The sequence below is a fragment of the Mesorhizobium sp. M1066 genome (assembly GCF_040318635.1).
Taxonomy (GTDB): Bacteria; Pseudomonadota; Alphaproteobacteria; order Rhizobiales; family Rhizobiaceae; genus Mesorhizobium.
The window spans coordinates 240,173-257,829 of record NZ_JAMYMR010000006.1; the positions used below are offsets into that span (position 1 = coordinate 240,173).

The following is a 17,657-nucleotide window of genomic DNA, read 5'->3' on the forward strand; positions in this document are numbered from 1 at the left end:
CCTTCATAGGCGACCCGCGCGCGGCTTTCCACCCACGGTTTCGCTATCAATGACGAGCCCTGAAGATGCCTTCCGCCAGACCGGCTGGCCAGGTTTGAGGGCCAGGCTGTTCCATCTCTATTTCGTACTGCGGAGGCCGATGACGCTTGGCGTGCGCGGCTTGATCCACGACAGGGCGTCCAGGTCCGTCTTCCTTATTCGCCATACCTATGTACCGGGCTGGCAGCTTCCCGGCGGCGGCGTCGAAGTCGGCGAGACGATGAACGAGGCACTGGCCCGTGAACTGGCCGAGGAAGGCAACATCGCTCTCACCGCCCCGCCGGTGCTCAAATCGATGCATTTCAACCGCCGCTCCAGCCGCCGCGACCATGTCGGCTTTTATTTGCTCGAGCATTTCGGCCAGACGGCGCCGAAGCTGCCGGACCACGAGATCGCCGAAGCCGGCTTCTTCCCGCTCGACGGCTTGCCCGAGGGCACGACGCCGGCGACGCTGCGCCGGATCGCCGAGGTTTTTGACGGCGAGCAGCCCTCGCCCTACTGGTAGATCAGGCTGCCGCTTTCTCGAAGCGCGCCCGGTCGTGCCATGCGGCATAATCCAGATCCGGCCCGACCGGCACGATCCGCGTCGGATTGATCGTCTCGTGGCTGCCGTAATAATGCGCCTTGATGTGGTGCAGGTTCACGGTCCCGGCGACACCAGGCACCTGGTAGAGATCACGCAGATAGTTGGACAGGTTCGGGTAGTCGGCGATACGGCGCAGATTGCATTTGAAATGGCCGACATAAACCGGATCGAAGCGCACCAGCGTGGTGAACAGCCGCCAGTCGGCTTCGGTGATACGATCGCCGACGAGATAGCGCTGCTTCGACAGCCGCTCCTCCAGCGTATCCAGCGCCGCGAACAATTCGCCGAACGCTTCCTCATAGGCGGCCTGCGTGGTGGCGAAGCCGGCGCGATAGACGCCGTTGTTGATGGCGGGATAGACCAGCGCGTTGATCTCGTCGATCTCGCCGCGCAGCGCCTGCGGATAGAAGTCGAGGCTGGCATCGCCCCATTTGTCGAAAGCCGAATTCAGCATCCGGATGATCTCGGAAGATTCGTTGGAGACGATGGTCTGTTCCTTTTTGTCCCACAGCACCGGCACCGTCACCCGGCCCGAATAGGCGGGATCGGCTTTGGCATAGATCTGGTGCAGGAAGTCGAGGCCGTAAAGCGTATCGCCGGTAGCGCCATCCTCAGCCAAAAACGTCCAGCCATTGGCGCCCATGAAATGATGCACCACCGACACCGATATGATGCCATCCAGCTTCTTCAGCGCGCGAAAGATCAACGTCCGGTGCGCCCACGGACAGGCAAGCGAGACGTAGAGATGATAGCGGCCGGGCTCGGCCTTGAAGCCGCGCGTTCGGCCTTCGACCGGCGCCCCGTCAACGGTGATCCAGTCGCGCCATTGTGACTGCGCCCGTACGAACCTGCCACCGTTATCCGCCGTATCATACCAGCGATCCTGCCACCTGCCGTCGACCAGCAATCCCATGCAAATCTCCTCGCGTCCTATTGGCGTAATTTAGACACAAGATTGGCCTGTCGAAGACGTCAGGTGCTGAACAGACCGTCACTTGGCCGAAACGACGGACAAAAACGGCCGATTGCAGCGGCCGAAAATTGATGCTAGCGGACAATCCGCATGTTCGACTTTGCTTTGATCCGGTCTGACCGACGACGAAAGGGCGCCCGCGCTTGATGAAGCGCTGACTGGCGAATGCTGCCGTTTGCAGCAAACCTTTCCTCCTTGTACCGGACCGCAAAGACCATGAGCCTTGCCGACGTGAAATACCTGCCGGAAGCCCCGGCGCACGACCCCGAGATCGAAGCCATCAACGACGAAGCCTTCGGGCCCGGCCGCTTTGTGCTGGCCGCTTACAAGATTCGTGAGGCCGGAGGGCACGAGCGCTCGCTGTCCTTTGTCGCCGTCGATGGGGACATAGTGGTCGCCTCCGTGCGCATGACCCGCATCGCCGCCGGTGCCGGCCGCGCATTGATGCTCGGGCCGCTCGCCGTGCGGCCGGCCTTCAAGAATCTCGGCATCGGCCGCCGGCTGGTGGCGATCGCGCTGGAGGCCGCCGCCAAGACCGGCGCACCTGCCGTCATGCTGGTCGGTGACGAGCCCTATTACGGGCCGCTCGGTTTCAAGCGGATTCCGCGTGGCCAGATTTCGATGCCGCGCCCCGTCGATCTCGACCGGCTGCTGTCGCACGAGATCGCGCCGGGCGCGGTAGCCAGGCTCTTGGGCGAGGTCTGCCACGCCGATCAGGCCAGGGTGGCCGATCCTGCCGCGGCGATGGCTTGACCTTTCCCTTCGATCTGGCGCCTGATCCGTCCCACTGTTCCCGAGATCAAAGGATGACGCCATGAACCCGAACGGCCAGATCGCGATCGTTACCGGCGGCGGCTCCGGTCTCGGCGAGGCAACGGCACGCGCGCTGGCCGCCAAGGGCGCCCGCGTCGCTATCTTCGACGTCGGCATCGATCGCGCGGCCAAGGTCGCGGCCGAGATCGGCGGCATTGCCGTCCGGTGCGACGTCAGCAGCGCCGACAGTGGGACCGCTGCACTCGCCGACGTCGCCGACAAGCTTGGCGAGCCGCGGATGCTGGTCAATTGCGCCGGCATCGCCATTGGGGTGAAGACGATCGGCAAGGATGGTCCTCATCCCCTCGATCAGTACCGCAAGGTGATCGAGGTCAATCTGATCGGCACGTTCAACATGATCCGCCTCGTCGCCGAGCGCGCGTCGAAGCTTGAGCCGCTGCAGGGTGGCGAGCGCGGCGTCATCGTCAACACCGCTTCGGTTGCCGCCTATGATGGCCAGATCGGCCAAGCCGCCTATGCGGCGTCCAAGGGCGGCGTCGTCGGCATGACGCTGCCGGTGGCGCGCGACCTCGCCCGTTCTGGCATCCGAGTCTGCACCATCGCGCCCGGCATCTTCAAGACGCCGATGATGGCCGGCATGCCGCAAGAGGTGCAGGATTCACTGGGCGCCGCCGTGCCTTTCCCGTCACGCCTGGGCGAACCGTCCGAATATGCGGCGCTCGCCCTGCACATCATCGAGAACCAGATGCTGAACGGCGAGACCATTCGTCTCGACGGCGCCATTCGCATGGCGCCGAAATAGAAGGTCATGAGCGCCGGCCTGTCCGCTGCCGCTAAAACCGGGCCGCTGGCCGGGCTGAAGGGGATCGAGATGGCCGGGCTCGGCCCGGTGCCGCTGGCCGGCCTGATGCTGTCGGAGATGGGCGCGCAAGTGTTGCGCATCGAACGGGCGGGGACGAGCCAGTTCCTGTCGCTGCCCGATGAGTACAACATCGACCGCCATGGCCGCGCCGTCCTGCGCCTAGACCTGAAGCGCCGTGAAGGCACCGATCTGTTGCTGCGCCTTGCCGAAAAGGCGGACATGTTGCTCGAAGGCTTTCGCCCGGGCGTCATGGAGCGGCTCGGCCTCGGCCCGGAAGCGGTGCTGTCGCGTAACCCGGCGCTGATCTATGGCCGTATGACCGGCTTCGGTCAGGACGGCCCGCTCGCCGGCCGCGCCGGCCACGACATCACCTACCTCGCCTATAGCGGCGTGCTGCACGCCATCGGCCATGCCGACGGCCGTCCGGTCCCGCCGCTCAACCTTGTCGCCGACTATGGCGGTGGCGCCATGATGCTGATTGCCGGCGTGCTGGCCGCCCTATTCCAACGTTCGCGCACCGGCAAGGGTGAAGTCATCGACGCCGCGATGGTCGACGGTGCCTCGATGCTGGCGGTGCCCCTGCACGCCTTGATGGCGGCCGGCTTGTGGAGCGACAAGCGCGGCGCGAACCTGCTCGATTCCGGCGCCCCGTTCTACGATACCTATGAGACGTCGGACGGACGCCATATCGCCATCGGCTGTCTCGAGCCGCAATTCTTCGCCGAATTCGCCAGGCTGCTGCCGCTCGACGAGCGCTTTGCGTCCGGCCAGTACGACAAGGCCCTGTGGCCGCCGATGCGCGCCGCCATTACCGATCGGATCCGGCAGAAACCACGCCACGACTGGGACCGGCTGTTCGCGCAAACCGATGCCTGCGTTGCACCCGTCCTGTCGCTGCAAGAGGCGAAGCACCACCCGCACAATCGGGCACGCAACGCCTCTGTGACGACAGGTGCATTTGAGCGCCCGGCCCCCGCGCCGCGTTTCTCGAGCTCGCAACCGACATTGGCCACTATGCCAGGCAATGAGGATTTGTCGCCATCGGCAATTCTGGCACGTTTCGGCTTTGCGAAAGCCGAGATCGACGACCTTGTCAAATCCGGCTTGCCGACCGATAACTAGAGAAGAAAGATCAACTTACTGTGGTGCTGCCTTGGACGAGCCGAAAAAGGACGTGATCCGCGAGACGGACGCCGAAGCGATCCGGCTGGCGAAGACGCTTCTGCGCAGCGCCCGCTTTGGCGCCCTGGCGGTGATCGAACCGCAAACCGGCTCGCCGCTGGCCAGCAGGGTCGGCGTGGCCACCGACATCGACGGCGCGCCGCTGATCCTGGTTTCGATGCTTTCGGCGCACACCGGCGCGCTGCTTGCCGATCCGCGCTGTTCCCTGTTGCTCGGCGAACCGGGCAAGGGCGACCCGCTGGCGCACCCGCGCCTGACATTGATCTGCCAGGCGGCACGGCTTGAGCGCGGATCAGCCGAACACGCCCGCACCGAGCGCCGTTATCTCAATCACAATGCCAGGGCGAATCTTTACGCCGGTCTCGGCGACTTTTCGATCTTTCGCCTCGATCCGCAACGCACCAACCTCAACGGCGGCTTCGGCAAGGCCTATCAGCTCGATCGATCGGATTTGCTCGCCAGCGGACCGATCGTCGAGGAACTCGCCGCGCGCGAACAATCGGCCATCGACCACATGAACGCCGACCATCTCGACGCAATCGCCGTTTACGCACAGCATTTCGCAAAAGCATCCGGCAACGGCTGGCGTGTTGCCGGATTCGATGCCGATGGCATGGACCTGGTGTCGGGCGACGATGTTTGCCGGGTCTTTTACCCACAACCTCTGGCGGCGGCAGGCGAATTGCGGCACGTTCTGGTCGATATGGCCAAGGCCGGCCGAGCCATGGCCGACGCCGGGACTGAGACTTAATTATGCTGGATCAAAAGCAACACTTGAGATTTAACTGAAATGCTCTACCTTTTGGTGACGCTGAATCGCCAGCGCCGATCGACAAGTGAATTTATGGAATCAGACGCCATTGCCCCCATGGCGTCGGGATGAACAGGAAGCATGGGGGATCGATGGTCTCGACAAAGCTAATCGTGAACGCCGAATCGGCGGCAGAGTTTCTCATGCTGATGGGCAATGAGAAGCGACTGTTGATCATGAGCTACCTCGCCGAAGGTGAAATGTCGGTGGGAGCCATCGCCGAGAAGGTGATGCTCAGCCAATCCGCCCTGTCCCAGCACCTCGCCAAGTTGCGGGCGCTCGACCTGGTCGAGACCCGCCGCGACCGGCAGATGATCTACTACTCGTGCAAATCCGACGCCGTGCGAGAACTGCTTGTCATGCTGGACGGCATTTTCGGCAGCGGCAAGGATGACCTGTCCCAGATGGCGCACCGTTTGCGCCGTGCTGGAACCTGACCACATAGCACCGATCTCGCCGGTGATTTCAGAGCGACATGCGCCCATCCAGGGCGTACAGAGCTGGCTGATTGTCCCGAATTGTCGCATCGTGCTTTCCAAACAAGGTGAGCGCCGGGAAGCGGTCCGGATTTTCGGGCCGATGTGACGGTCGCGAGGAATGCATGGATCCCATTCGCATCGACGACCCGCAAGATCCGCGCGTCGCTGCCTATCTCGACATTCGCGAGCGTGACCTCGCCGGCCGGCAAGGCCGCTTCGTCGCCGAAGGCAAGGTGGTGCTCGACCTGCTGCTCTCGACCGGGCGCTTTGCCGCCGAATCGATCCTGGTCCTGGAAAACCGGCTGGCAGGTCTCGACAACATCCTGAGCAAGGCGCCCGCCGACCTCCCGGTCTATGTCGCCACCAGCGCGGTGATGGACGCTATCGCCGGATTTCATATGCATCGCGGCATCCTGGCCATTGGCCGCAAGGGAGAGCCGCAGCCGGCCGAAGACCTGCTCGATGGCTTGCCGCCTCGGGCGCTCGTCGTAGTGCTCGTCGGCATCGCCAACCATGACAATATGGGCTCGATCTTCCGCAATGCCGCCGCCTTTGGCGCTGACGCGGTTCTGCTGGATGCGACATGCTGCGATCCGCTCTATCGCAAGGCGATCCGCGTTTCGGTCGGCGCCGCGCTCAAGATCCCCTTCGCATCGTTCTCCGACACCGCCGGCTTCACAACGATGCTCGCCCGACGTAGCTTCGAACAATTCGCGCTGTCGCCACGCGGGAAGACCGACATCCGCGATGCGCAGCGCAGCAAGCGCCTGGCGCTCTATCTCGGCACCGAGGGCGAAGGCTTGTCGGACAACCTGCTCGCAAGCCTGCGCAACGTGCGGATTACCATGGCGGAAGGCTTCGACAGCCTGAATGTCGCCGCGGCTTCAGCCATCGCGCTGCATCATTTTTCGGCTAGAGCAATTCTAGGAAAAGTGTGAAGCGGTTTTCCGTCCAGAATTGCGTCAAAGCAAAGAGTTAGGGCATTTCGCCGTTTCCGTGAAACGGTGAAATGCTCTAAAGAGGCCTGATTCAGCTTGTCGCGTCAGCCTTCTGCAGCGCGCGCACGCGGTCGGCAAGACTGCGGTCACCGTTGCCGGAGCGTGCGTCCGCCGGTACCGCCAATGCCTTGGCGATCGGCGAACCAGGCCCCTCGAGCTTCGCCGTCAGATGGACGACCTCCGCCGCCAGCGCGTTCATCTGCTCGCGCAAGGCAGAACTGCTGTCCGTGGCCTTGGACACTGCCAGTGTGGTAAGATCCGCCTTCAGCCGCTTGTTCTCTCGCGCCAGCGCCGCCAGCCTCGCCTCGAGTTGCTCACGGTCGCTGTCGAGCTTGGCGATTGCCTTGTCGAAATCATCGCTCCTGGCGACATCGCCGCCCTTGCCGACCAGCCGCAAGGCTGGCGCGCTGTCCTCGGATTTCGATCTTTCGCGCATGCGTGCCAGTTCCTTTTCGCGGCGGTCGAGTTTGTCTTCGCGATCGGCAAGTGTGGCCAGCAGCCGCTCGACCTTCTTGTCGAGCTCGGCGGTCCTTTTCTTCTCGGCTTTCAGGGCGTCCCGCGCGGCCTTGCTTTCGGCCGCGATTTCCTGGCCGCGCCTGTCGGCTTCCTTGCGCTGGCCGCGCAGCATCGCAATGTCACTGGCGAGTTTCTGCATTTCGGACTCTCGCGCCACGAGCTCGATCTGCCGGCTGCTCGAGGAAAAACTGGCATCGTCATACATGCGCTCCAGCTTTTCCAGCTCAACTGCGCGCTTTTCAAGCTTACGTTCGGTTTCCTTCAGACGCTCCGAAAGCTGCTGCAACTCGCCCTCTCGTTGACGCAGCGCTTCGTTCTTCGCGCCCAGCTCCGTCAGCGCCTGGTTCTTGTCCGTCCGCTCGACCGCCAGGCCCTTCATGGCCTCGCGACCGCGATTGATCTCGACGAGTTGTTCGGCCGCCTTCTCTCGCAACGTCTTGACGCCGATTTCCAGGCGCCGCGTCGTCATAGCGTATTCGGCGCGGATGCGATCCTTGTCCGCCTGGATTTCGGTTTGCGTCAGAGGGATCGAGGATTCGACGCGTTTGCGTGTAAGCGCGACCGCACGACGCCATATGGCCGGAGCCACCATGAGCGCCAGAAAGCCAGCGCAGAGAAAGCCGAGGACGAAGAACAGGACCGACTGGACCAAGTGACTACCCGTTGTGGCCGGTAAGCATCAAACAAGATAAACCAAAAGCGCATAGAGCGCTTTGACTGTGCCACGTTGACATGGCGGAAATCCAGTGTTGCGGCAAGGGTTTGCCGCAACGCCACGAGTTTAATGCATGTCGACCCAAAAGCGGTCCCGGTTTTGGGCAACGACAGCCAAGGACTTCAGCTTAGAACGGATTCCACGTGGCCCGCTCGGTAAGCTTCAGATAGCCGAGATTGACGCCAAGCCGGGCACCGACGCCCGTGCGGATCGGCACCAGGAGCACATTGTTGTTCTTCAGCACGTTGAAGCCGACGCCCGCCACCACATAGGCCGAACCGGCGACGCCGCCATAGCGGTTGTAGAGGCTGCCCACATCGTCGAGATTGTAGACCAGCATCATCACCCGCGACCCCTCGCCGCCGAAATCCCAGCCGAGCGACGGGCCTTGCCAGAACACTTTGTGGTCGCCGGCATTCTTGGTGTAGAGCGTGCCTTCGCCATAGGTCAGGCCACCGATCAGCGCACCCGAGCCCTCTTCGCCCAGCAGATAGCCGTTGGGCAGGCCGTAGGAGGCAAAAATCTTCTCGATCACCGTGGCGAGCCCGCCCGATGTCGCGCCAAAAAATTTGTGACCGGAATCGACAATCTCCTGAGCGGTGTATTCCTGGGCCCGCAGGGCTGAAGTCGAGAAGACGAGAACGCCCAGGAGCGTGACCGCCATTGAGAAGACACGGAGAAAGCTCCGGTCGTAGTATCGGGAAAACATGCTTCCAATCTCCGTCAGGGAGCACCTTCGCCGACGCCTCGCACCCCGTACGGCTCTTTTAGCCGGCCGTTAAGGGTAACTGTTAGGGGCAAACTATGCCGTAATCCTTTTTCAACCATTAAGCTCACACATGAACATGGCGGTTCGAAGGCTGTTTGGGGTCGCTCAAGTGGGGTCGGCAGCCTGCGTGAACACGCCATTTGCCACAACCACAATTTGGATTTGTTGCTGCACGCACGGGCGCTGTGTATTCAGAAAGCCCGAGGAGAGAGTGCGTGATTCGTGTGGCAGGCGACGATCGATCGCCCGGCCACGAGTTGTGAGATTTTGCAGGGATTTTTCGCGATGGCCGATCTGTTCACCCTTTCCGCACCCGATCTGGCAGCGCTTTTGTGCAGTCGGGTCTGCCACGATATCATCTCGCCGGTCGGCGCGATCAACAACGGGCTCGAATTGCTTGATGAAGGCGGCGCCGACGAGGACGCCATGAAGCTGATCCGCCAGAGCGCCCGCAACGCTTCGGCCCGCCTGCAGTTCGCCCGCATCGCCTTCGGTGCCGCCGGCTCGGCCGGCATGTTGATCGATACCGGCGATGCCGAAGCGGTCGCCATCGCCTTCCTCAAGAACGAAAAGCCGGAACTGACCTGGAACGGGCCCCGCGCGTTGCTGCCCAAGAACAAAGTCAAGCTGCTGCTCAACCTGATCCTCGTCGCCAATGCCGCCATTCCGCGCGGCGGCAAGCTTTCCGTGACGCTGGAAAATCTTGAGACCGAACCGCGTTTCGCGCTTGCGTCGGCTGGCCCGATGCTGCGTGTGCCGCCGAAGTTCCTCGAACTGCATTCCGGCCACAAGCCGGAGGAACCGATCGACGCGCATTCCGTGCAGCCCTACTACACGCTGCTTCTGGCGCGCGAAGCCGGCATGACGATATCGATCCACGCGACGCCGGAAGAAATCGTGCTTTCTGCGGCCTGATTGCGCAGCCGATAAAGCGAAGTATTTCTACATTGAAATCTGTAATTCCAGCTCATCGACTTGAGATGCATCTGGTCGTCCAGGCAGTGCCAAAGCATTCGCGAATAAAAGCAGGCACCTGCCTATCTTTGTAAAAATTTTACCTAACGCCTTTTCAGCTTCTTTACCAGATTGGCCTATGGTCCGCCCTGGATGCCCCCGACGCTACCGGACTGCCAGAAGGCAAAGAGGACCCGGAAATGAAACGCTGCATGTTCGTCGACGATTCAAGCGTCATCAGGAAGGTTGCAAAACGCATCCTGGGCGGCTCCGAAATGATTGTCATCGAGGCCGCCAGCGGACTTGACGCGCTGGAGATGTGCGCCGCCGACATGCCCGACATCATCGTCGTCGATGGCGCCTTGCCCGACGTACCGGCGGTCGATCTCATCCGTCGCGTCCGCGCCATGGAGAGCCCGATAAGGCCGCAGATCCTGATTTCCCTGGTCGAGCTCGATATTGCTTCGATCATGCGGGCCAAGCGCGCCGGCGCCCAGGGCTATCTCTTGAAGCCATTCAACCGCCCGCAGCTGCTCGAGCGCTTTCGCACCTTGAAGAGCGCACCTGATTCGGCATCCTTGAGCAATTCCAGAAAAAGTGCGTGACGGTTTTCTGCTCGGAAGCCCAAAAACAGACTGTTACCAGCCCGTCATGCAAAAACCCGGCCGAAGCCGGGTTTTTTATTGAAAAGATTCGAACATTCGTCGCTCAGGCGCTGACGCGAATGTCTTCCGGTTCGCGCAGCACATAGCCGCGTCCCCAGACCGTTTCGATGTAGTTCTGACCGCCCGATGCCGCGTCGAGCTTTTTGCGCAGCTTGCAGATGAAGACGTCGATGATCTTCAACTCAGGCTCGTCCATGCCGCCATAGAGGTGGTTGAGGAACATTTCCTTGGTCAGCGTGGTGCCTTTGCGCAGCGAAAGTAACTCCAGCATCTGGTATTCCTTGCCGGTCAGGTGCACCCGCTGGCCGCCGACCTCGACTGTCTTGGCATCGAGGTTGACCACGAGGTCCCCGGTAGTGATGACCGACTGGGCGTGGCCCTTGGAGCGCCGCACGATGGCATGAATGCGGGCAACCAGCTCATCCTTGTGGAATGGCTTGGTCATGTAGTCGTCCGCGCCGAAGCCGAGGCCGCGCACCTTGTCCTCGATGCCGGCCATGCCGGAGAGGATGAGAATAGGTGTTTTGACCTTGGAAAGGCGAAGCGTTCTCAAGACCTCGTAGCCCGACATGTCAGGCAGGTTGAGATCGAGAAGAATGATATCGTAGTCGTAGAGCTTGCCTAGGTCGACGCCCTCTTCACCGAGATCGGTCGTGTAGACGTTGAAACTTTCCGATTTCAGCATCAGTTCGATGCTTTGTGCGGTTGCACTGTCATCTTCTATCAGCAGAACACGCATTTCATTCCCCTTTTCTGCTGCCGGACCATTTCACGACCCGTCCGGACCCGGAGCAGTGGTTGCCTTGTGCAGAGGCTGCCATTGAATGGTTAACAAATCCTAATTTCCCGTCGATGACGGTACCAGATTTTTTAACCTCTTTCTACACCCTCTTGAATCCAATAACGAATCTCAGAACCAAATTCCTAATGCAACACATTAACAACCTGGACTAAGCGACTCCAGGGACTCATCGACGTCGCTTCCGCATCGGTGGCCGGAATTTTTACCCGGCCTTAAGTCCTGACCCGTATGATTAACAATGCCCGTAAACGAATGGTTACCCCCGGCAAAAAACTTTAGGGTTTTGTTTCCCATAGTTAGGGGAAAGGCGGTGGACACGGGTGCGGCCTGGGCGTTTCCAGGTGGTTTGGACGATAGATGCGGGTGTGCGTTTCCGGGAGTACCGAATCATGAAGTCACGTGAAAACCTCGTTCGGCTGAAACAGTTTCAGGTGAATGAGAAGCGGCGGCAGCTGCTGCAGCTCGACATGATGATCGCCGAGTTCGAACGCATGGCCGTCGAGCTGGAGCTTCAGATCACCGCCGAGGAAAAGAAGGCCGGCATCACCGACATCAACCATTTCGCCTATCCGACCTTCGCCAAGGCGGCTCGCCTGCGCCGCGACAACCTCAGGAATTCCCAAAGCGACCTCGCCCAGCAGCGAAGCGCCGCCGAATCATTACTCGGCGAAGCTGAAGCGGAGCTTTCCAAGGCGGAAATGCTGGAATCGCGCGACACGAAGATCCGCGAAGCGGAAGTCGGTGGCCGCAGCGCCATGATCGGCTAAGACCTGGCGGTTTGCCGCGCCAACGCCCGCCATTAGGCTGGCGCATTGTCGCGGCTTGCGGCTCCGGCGGGAAAAATGAATCCGCCCTACGCGGCCCAATCCCCTTCACTCTCGGCAATTGCCCTTGCACGGGCATCCTTGATATCCGGCGCATGTTGCTCCGCCCATGACCTGATCTGGGTAAGCAGCCCCGCCAGGTTCTGGCCGAGCTCGGTCAATTCATATTCGACGCGCGGCGGAATGACCGGGAAAATCTCGCGCCGCACCAGGCCGTCGCGCTCGAGCACCCGCAGCGTCTGCGTCAGCATCTTCGGTGTGATGCCTTCGAGCTTGCGGGCGAGCTCGCCATTGCGCAGCCGGCCTTTGCGCAGCGCGCAAACCACCAGATAGACCCATTTGCTGGCCAGCATCTCCAGCACGGTGTGCGAAGGACACGTCCGCCGGAACGCATCATAGCCGAAACCGCAATCATCTTCACTATCCATGGGGTGCGTATATATCAGGAAGGTACATACTGGACAAGATACTATTACTATCCAAATGATAGTGGCATCAATCGAGCAGGAGACATCTCAATGCGTGCCGTTATCCAGAATTCCGTCGGCGGACCCGACGTCCTTGTCATCGCCGATCAGCCGGATCCCACGTCAGAGGCCGGCGAAGTGCTGGTCCGTGTCAAGGCCGCGGGCATCAATCCGGTCGATGACGCCGTCCGTGCCGGCTACTACCCCTTGCTCGGCGAGCCGCCCTTCATCCTGGGTTGGGACATCTCGGGAACTGTCGAAGCGCTCGGCGCCGGCGTCACCGGCTTCAAGATCGGCGACGAGGTGTTCGGGATGCCGCGCTTTCCCAAGCAGGCGGCGGCCTATGCCGAGTTTGCTGCCGTACCTGCCGATCAAATCGCACTGAAGCCGAAGGGCGCGGACCACCTCCAGACGGGCGCCTTGCCGCTGGCCGGCCTCACCGCCTGGCAAGGGCTTGTTCGTCACGGCCGACTGAAATCGGATCGGCGCGTATTGGTGCATGCGGGAGCCGGCGGCGTCGGTCACCTGGCGGTGCAGATCGCCAAGGCGCGCGGCGCCTACGTCGTCGCCACGGCCAGCCCGGGCAAGCTCGATTTCGTCCGCAAACTGGGCGCCGACGAAGTCATCGACTACACCAAGGGCGATTTCACCGATCAGGTCCGCGACATCGATCTGGTGCTGGATCCAATGGGCGGCGACCACGCCCAACGCTCGCTGAAGGTGCTTAAGCGTGGCGGCGTGCTGGTGTCATTGCTCGATGTCAGCGACAACACAAGGGCCGAGGCCGGCGCGCGAGACATTCGGGTCGAGCGTATGTCCGTCGTGCCCGACAGTGAGGGCCTGCTGGAACTGGCTCGGTTGATCGATGCCAACAAGCTTGCCGTCCATGTGGCGAAGAGCTTCCCGCTGGACCAGGCGGGGGCCGCTCACGCCTTCCTCGCCACCAAGCCGATCGGCAAGGTTGTGCTGTCGCTCTGAGCGGGAACCGTGAAAAACAGAAGGGCGCGGGGTTAGCCGCGCCCTTCGTCTAAATTCGCAATGGTCAGTGCCGGTATTGCTGGATGCGTGTCGTGCGCAGCCCGGCAAGGCCATACTCGTCGATCGACGCCTGCCAGGACAGGAATTCCTCGGTGGTAAGCTTGTAGCGCTGGCATGCCTCGTCCAGGCTCAAAAGCCCGCCGCGCACGGCCGCAACCACTTCCGCCTTACGCCGGATAACCCAGCGACGTGTATTGGTCGGCGGCAGATCGGCAATCGTAAGAGGGCTGCCGTCAGGCCCGATAACATATTTGACTCTCGGTCTAACCAGATCGGTCATCGTACTCTCTACAAAAAACTCAAAGACCCAATCCCCGCCACGTTACCGCCACAGCTTTAAAAATTGCCTAAGCAGACCCTAATGACTAGGTAAGGATCATGAACGCCGCGTTAGTCTTTTCGCCGGCATTTGAAACATCTGCCCGCAAACCCTGATTTGCCGGGGAAAATGCATCCCCTGGCGGAGATCGGACGCAACCGGTGAATCGCCCTGCACGCTGGCGCGCCGGTAAAGCTTGACCTATATTCTCGACATTGGCATTGAGGCGCCGTGCAGAACGAAAGCATCATGAACAGTCTCGATCTTCCCGGACGTCCCGAAAACACCCGCATCGTCGTCGCCATGTCGGGCGGTGTCGATTCCTCGGTCGTCGCCGGCCTGCTGAAACGCGAGGGCTACGACGTCGTCGGCGTCACCTTGCAGCTCTACGACCACGGCGCGGCGACGCACCGGGCCGGCTCATGCTGCGCCGGGCAGGACATCGACGATGCCCGCCGTGTCTCCGAGACGCTCGGCATCCCCCATTATGTGCTCGACTACGAGGAACGCTTCCGCAAGGCGGTCATCGATCCCTTCGCCGAGAGCTACGTCGCCGGCGAGACGCCGATCCCGTGCGTTTCCTGCAATCAGACGGTGAAGTTCGCCGACCTCCTAGCCACCGCCAAGGAGCTCGGCGCCGACGCGCTGGCCACCGGCCACTACATCCGTTCCGGCGCCAACGGCGCCCACCGCGCGCTCCACAGGCCGGTCGACGCCGACCGTGACCAGAGTTATTTCCTGTTCGCCACCACGCAGGCACAGATTGATTATCTGCGCTTTCCCCTTGGCGGCCTGTCGAAGCCTCAGGTTCGCGCCATTGCCGAGGAGATGGGGCTGGCGGTTGCCGCCAAGCAGGACAGTCAGGACATCTGCTTCGTGCCGCAGGGCAAGTATTCCGACATCATCGCCAAGCTGAAGCCGACCGCCGCCAATCCGGGCGACATCGTCCACATCGACGGCCGCGTGCTCGGCCGCCATGAGGGCATCCTGCGCTACACGATCGGCCAGCGCCGTGGCATCGGCATCGCTTCCGGCGAGCCGCTTTACGTCGTCCATCTCGACGCCGACCGCGCACGGGTCGTGGTCGGCCCGCGCGAGGCGCTGGAGACGCACAAGATCTATCTGCGCAATATGAACTGGCTGGGCGACGGACCGCTCACAGACATCCCTGCAGGCGGCCTGGAGCTTTTCGCCAAGGTCCGCTCGACGCGGCCGCCGCGCCCGGCCGTGCTGCATCATCGTGCCTGTGCCACATGGGTGGAACTGGTCGACGGCGAGTCCGGCATCGCGCCGGGCCAGGCCTGCGTGCTCTACTCCGATGACGGCAACGAAGCTCGCGTGTTCGGCGGCGGCTTCATCGAGCGTGCGGAGCGTGGCGCCGAGGCCGAGGCGATGCTGACCCGGCTTGCCGCCAGGCCGGCCCAGATTCCTGCCGAATAAGATACCTGCCGAATAAGGTTCCCGCCGAATAATCCGCGCTTCAGGAATTCGACTTGGTGTGGGTGACCGTGCCGGCGGTCAGGATGCGCAGCACCCTGATCGCTTCCTCGCCGCTGGTACGCGGTTCGGCACGCGTCTCGATGCACTGGATGAAATGCTCCAGCTCGCGTGTCAGCGGCATGCCCTGGGCAACCGCGACATAGGACGGCTCATTGGTGGTGAAGGCCCATTGGCCGCTGTCCTGCCACACCGCGTGGCGGTAGACGGCAAGCTTGCGCTCCCATGGCTCGACGTCGTCGAACACCGCCATCGCCTTGGTGCCGACCACGGTCAGCCGCCGCTCGCGATAGGGATTGAGACGCGAGGTGAAGAGATGGCTGCGCAGGCCGTTGGGAAAGCGCATGTGCAGATGGGCGAAATCGCTGAGACTGTCGAGCAGCGCGGCGCCCTCGCCGCGCACCTCGATCGGCTCGGTGCCGGTGATCGCCAGGATCATCGACAGATCGTGCGGCGCCAGGTCCCACAGCGCGTCGTTCTCTGTGTGGAACTTGCCGAGGCCGAGGCGGTGCGAGTGGATGTAGCGGACTTCGCCCAGCTCGCCCTTGTCGATCAACCCTTTCAGCGTCTCGAAGGCGGGATGGAACCGCAGGACATGGCCGACCATGAAGACGCGGCCATTGTCCTTGGCTGCCTGCACCGCACGCTCGGCATCCGCCACAGTCAACGCGATCGGCTTTTCCACCAGCACGTCCTTGCCGGCCTCGACGGCACGCACGGCAAGGTCGGCATGGAATTGCGGCGGCAGTGCCATGACGATGGCGTCGATATCGTCACGGACGAACAGCTGGTCCGGCTCGATCGCCAGGCAGTCCTGCTCGCTGGCGAAGCCTTCTGCGCGGGCCCGGTTGGTGTCGGAGACCGCGTGCAGCGCGCCGAGCGCCTTGAGAGTGCGGATGTGGTTGCTGCCCCAGTATCCGCAACCGAGGACTGCTATGCGCGGCTTCATCTGTTTCAAACTCTAAAAACTCGTGGCCGAGACATAGCGACGTGCCCCTTCGAACTCAACCCCGGTGGCGGCAACCAAATGTCCGCACGGCAAAGCTTTTCGATAATGACGATAAGCCGGCAAGCCGGTTGCTTCGAAGCTTGACAGGCTCACCCTCCCAACCTTATATCCGCGCGACCTTGGCGAACGCCTCCGACATGCCTTTCGATTTGAGGCGGATTTCGGGCCTTTCGCCGCCCTGGCGGGGTAGCTCAGTTGGTTAGAGCACGGGAATCATAATCCTGGGGTCGGGGGTTCAAGTCCCTCTCCCGCTACCAAATTTCTTCAAATAAATTTAGGCATTTAGGCGTCATCTAGCGCGCCTTCTTTGCCATTCTCAAGTCGCACCATGTTGCAAATGACTACCGTTGATTTCCAAGGGTTTCCTGCAACTATCGGCAGGTCCACGCGACATGGATGCGACCTGAACCCCTTTTCGATGAGCGAAATATAGACCGTGTGTTGAAGGCCAGGCACCGGAGATAATGTTCGACCTCGTGTTGGCCTGCGCTTCGTTGGACGGCGCGCTAGGCATGCTGCTTGCCCACGTGCATGGCTTGCCGATGGTCGAGGGTGCTGACATCGTCAAGAGAATCCCCCACGTCGGCCGACAGGGCTACTTGGCCGGTCAAGGAACGATTCCGCCCTCGGTGGGTTACAAACTCATGATGAACACCATCAAACCCCAAGGAATCGGGATTGCGTCCGATGTCGCCAATGCCAAGCCGCGCATCGAACGGGCCGAACTCGCGATTGAACGCGCGGAAAAGATGGTGGCCCAAAGCATCGAACGGTCCGGCAGGATTCGGCGTCTGGTCGAGGCCGCCAAACGAGATCGATAGCCCCAAATGACAATGCTGTTCGAACCCTTGGACTCGGATTATCACAAACGCAGCGTGCTTTACCACGCGGCCCGGCTTTCGATGCTCCATGATCGAATGATGATGCGATTCGACAAGGTCGACGAAGCGGCCGACAAAGTTGAAGCTGCGGCGACCGTGCTGGTCGATGTCACCCATGGCTCTGCCGTCGCCGCGTTCCAGGACGCTGTGTTCCGGAATTCGTCGGCAGATTTCCTTCAGATTGAAGCGGGCCAAACCCTCGGGCTCTGAACTGCGAGGGATGGCGGTGATACGGAACCCGCAGAAGGCAACATGCGTTGCCCATGGTTGATTATCTCAAATCGGTTGTCCGGGAACTCATGCCGGCCTGGCTCGTACGGAAGTCGGTCGGCGTCGACGTTCTAGACCTGAGCAGCAGCCACTCACACGCGACCTGATAGGCGCTGCACCGCCAACGCGATACCGCGGGCCAGGGTAGTGTGCTGAGAGTTCTGCAAATTCGCTGAGAGAGGGCGGTCATGGCAGGCTGGTGATGTTCAACGTCACCGATTCCCGCG

At 61.7% G+C, this 17,657-nt stretch carries 21 protein-coding genes and 1 tRNA gene; 15 read left to right on the forward strand and 7 right to left on the reverse strand.

Going from position 1 to position 17,657, the window contains the following annotated elements:
• Nucleotides 1-49 precede the first annotated feature (49 nt).
• The gene (locus NKH52_RS12225) at nt 50-544 is read left to right on the forward strand and encodes an NUDIX domain-containing protein (protein WP_352730123.1); all 495 of its coding nucleotides are present in this window, start codon (nt 50-52) and stop codon (nt 542-544) included.
• A 1-nt stretch (nt 545) separates the two neighbouring features.
• Here the strand turns inward: NKH52_RS12225 and NKH52_RS12230 are convergent, their stop codons facing one another.
• Entirely contained in the window at nt 546-1,538 is a 993-nt protein-coding gene (locus tag NKH52_RS12230) for a glutathione S-transferase family protein (RefSeq protein WP_352730125.1), read from the reverse strand.
• Between the two features lie 276 nt (nt 1,539-1,814).
• On the opposite strand from NKH52_RS12230, the gene NKH52_RS12235 reads away from it, so the two are divergent.
• The 6 genes from NKH52_RS12235 to NKH52_RS12260 all read left to right on the forward strand — a co-directional run bounded on the left by NKH52_RS12235 (nt 1,815) and on the right by NKH52_RS12260 (nt 6,644).
• Nucleotides 1,815-2,351: a GNAT family N-acetyltransferase gene (locus NKH52_RS12235; RefSeq protein WP_027039463.1), complete on the forward strand. Its 537-nt coding sequence runs from the start codon at nt 1,815-1,817 to the stop codon at nt 2,349-2,351.
• Nucleotides 2,352-2,412: 61 nt separating this feature from the next.
• Nucleotides 2,413-3,174: a 3-hydroxyacyl-CoA dehydrogenase gene (locus NKH52_RS12240; protein WP_352730128.1), complete on the forward strand. Its 762-nt coding sequence runs from the start codon at nt 2,413-2,415 to the stop codon at nt 3,172-3,174.
• A 6-nt stretch (nt 3,175-3,180) separates the two neighbouring features.
• The gene (locus tag NKH52_RS12245) at nt 3,181-4,356 is read left to right on the forward strand and encodes a CaiB/BaiF CoA transferase family protein (protein ID WP_352730130.1); all 1,176 of its coding nucleotides are present in this window, start codon (nt 3,181-3,183) and stop codon (nt 4,354-4,356) included.
• A gap of 31 nt (nt 4,357-4,387) precedes the next feature.
• Nucleotides 4,388-5,167 (forward strand): HugZ family pyridoxamine 5'-phosphate oxidase, encoded by a 780-nt coding sequence (locus NKH52_RS12250; protein ID WP_352730132.1) that lies wholly within the window; start codon nt 4,388-4,390, stop codon nt 5,165-5,167.
• A gap of 152 nt (nt 5,168-5,319) precedes the next feature.
• Complete coding sequence (locus NKH52_RS12255) at nt 5,320-5,664, forward strand: ArsR/SmtB family transcription factor (protein ID WP_023809905.1); 345 nt, start codon at nt 5,320-5,322, stop codon at nt 5,662-5,664.
• Nucleotides 5,665-5,828: 164 nt separating this feature from the next.
• Entirely contained in the window at nt 5,829-6,644 is an 816-nt protein-coding gene (locus tag NKH52_RS12260; protein WP_352730134.1) for a TrmH family RNA methyltransferase, read from the forward strand.
• A gap of 91 nt (nt 6,645-6,735) precedes the next feature.
• Here NKH52_RS12260 and NKH52_RS12265 read toward each other — a convergent pair whose 3' ends face one another.
• Both NKH52_RS12265 and NKH52_RS12270 read right to left on the reverse strand, forming a co-directional pair.
• The gene (locus tag NKH52_RS12265; protein WP_352730136.1) at nt 6,736-7,872 is read right to left on the reverse strand and encodes a coiled-coil domain-containing protein; all 1,137 of its coding nucleotides are present in this window, start codon (nt 7,870-7,872) and stop codon (nt 6,736-6,738) included.
• A gap of 190 nt (nt 7,873-8,062) precedes the next feature.
• Nucleotides 8,063-8,599: a DUF1134 domain-containing protein gene (locus NKH52_RS12270; RefSeq protein WP_224621527.1), complete on the reverse strand. Its 537-nt coding sequence runs from the start codon at nt 8,597-8,599 to the stop codon at nt 8,063-8,065.
• A 390-nt stretch (nt 8,600-8,989) separates the two neighbouring features.
• Here NKH52_RS12270 and chpT point away from each other — a divergent pair, with 390 nt between their 5' ends.
• Both chpT and NKH52_RS12280 read left to right on the forward strand, forming a co-directional pair.
• The gene (chpT, locus tag NKH52_RS12275; protein ID WP_024504504.1) at nt 8,990-9,619 is read left to right on the forward strand and encodes a histidine phosphotransferase ChpT; all 630 of its coding nucleotides are present in this window, start codon (nt 8,990-8,992) and stop codon (nt 9,617-9,619) included.
• A 239-nt stretch (nt 9,620-9,858) separates the two neighbouring features.
• Nucleotides 9,859-10,263 (forward strand): response regulator, encoded by a 405-nt coding sequence (locus NKH52_RS12280; RefSeq protein ID WP_024504503.1) that lies wholly within the window; start codon nt 9,859-9,861, stop codon nt 10,261-10,263.
• A 103-nt stretch (nt 10,264-10,366) separates the two neighbouring features.
• Here NKH52_RS12280 and ctrA read toward each other — a convergent pair whose 3' ends face one another.
• On the reverse strand, nt 10,367-11,062 hold the full coding sequence (gene ctrA / locus NKH52_RS12285) for a response regulator transcription factor CtrA (RefSeq protein ID WP_006203583.1): 696 nt from the start codon (nt 11,060-11,062) through the stop codon (nt 10,367-10,369).
• Nucleotides 11,063-11,514: 452 nt separating this feature from the next.
• Between ctrA and NKH52_RS12290 the strand changes: the two genes are divergently transcribed.
• The gene (locus NKH52_RS12290) at nt 11,515-11,892 is read left to right on the forward strand and encodes a flagellar export protein FliJ (protein WP_013529907.1); all 378 of its coding nucleotides are present in this window, start codon (nt 11,515-11,517) and stop codon (nt 11,890-11,892) included.
• Between the two features lie 86 nt (nt 11,893-11,978).
• On the opposite strand, the gene NKH52_RS12295 is transcribed toward NKH52_RS12290, so the two are convergent.
• Entirely contained in the window at nt 11,979-12,377 is a 399-nt protein-coding gene (locus tag NKH52_RS12295; protein ID WP_023809911.1) for a winged helix-turn-helix transcriptional regulator, read from the reverse strand.
• 90 nt (nt 12,378-12,467) lie between these two features.
• Between NKH52_RS12295 and NKH52_RS12300 the strand changes: the two genes are divergently transcribed.
• Nucleotides 12,468-13,394: an NADP-dependent oxidoreductase gene (locus NKH52_RS12300; protein WP_352730138.1), complete on the forward strand. Its 927-nt coding sequence runs from the start codon at nt 12,468-12,470 to the stop codon at nt 13,392-13,394.
• 64 nt (nt 13,395-13,458) lie between these two features.
• Here NKH52_RS12300 and sciP read toward each other — a convergent pair whose 3' ends face one another.
• Nucleotides 13,459-13,734 (reverse strand): CtrA inhibitor SciP, encoded by a 276-nt coding sequence (gene sciP, locus NKH52_RS12305; protein WP_013529904.1) that lies wholly within the window; start codon nt 13,732-13,734, stop codon nt 13,459-13,461.
• A 288-nt stretch (nt 13,735-14,022) separates the two neighbouring features.
• On the opposite strand from sciP, the gene mnmA reads away from it, so the two are divergent.
• A complete protein-coding gene (gene mnmA / locus NKH52_RS12310; RefSeq protein WP_352730140.1) occupies nt 14,023-15,213 on the forward strand; it encodes a tRNA 2-thiouridine(34) synthase MnmA in 1,191 nt (396 codons plus the stop codon).
• A 40-nt stretch (nt 15,214-15,253) separates the two neighbouring features.
• Here the strand turns inward: mnmA and NKH52_RS12315 are convergent, their stop codons facing one another.
• Nucleotides 15,254-16,219: a Gfo/Idh/MocA family protein gene (locus NKH52_RS12315; protein ID WP_352730142.1), complete on the reverse strand. Its 966-nt coding sequence runs from the start codon at nt 16,217-16,219 to the stop codon at nt 15,254-15,256.
• Nucleotides 16,220-16,459: 240 nt separating this feature from the next.
• Between NKH52_RS12315 and NKH52_RS12320 the strand changes: the two genes are divergently transcribed.
• The 3 genes from NKH52_RS12320 to NKH52_RS12330 all read left to right on the forward strand — a co-directional run bounded on the left by NKH52_RS12320 (nt 16,460) and on the right by NKH52_RS12330 (nt 17,370).
• Nucleotides 16,460-16,536, forward strand: a tRNA-Met gene (locus NKH52_RS12320).
• A gap of 207 nt (nt 16,537-16,743) precedes the next feature.
• Nucleotides 16,744-17,100 carry a hypothetical protein gene (locus NKH52_RS12325; protein WP_352730144.1) on the forward strand — a complete coding sequence of 119 codons (357 nt, stop codon included), beginning with the start codon at nt 16,744-16,746 and terminating at the stop codon, nt 17,098-17,100.
• A gap of 6 nt (nt 17,101-17,106) precedes the next feature.
• Nucleotides 17,107-17,370, forward strand: coding sequence for a hypothetical protein (locus tag NKH52_RS12330; protein WP_023809916.1), 264 nt, complete (start codon nt 17,107-17,109; stop codon nt 17,368-17,370).
• The last annotated feature ends 287 nt before the right edge of the window (nt 17,371-17,657 follow it).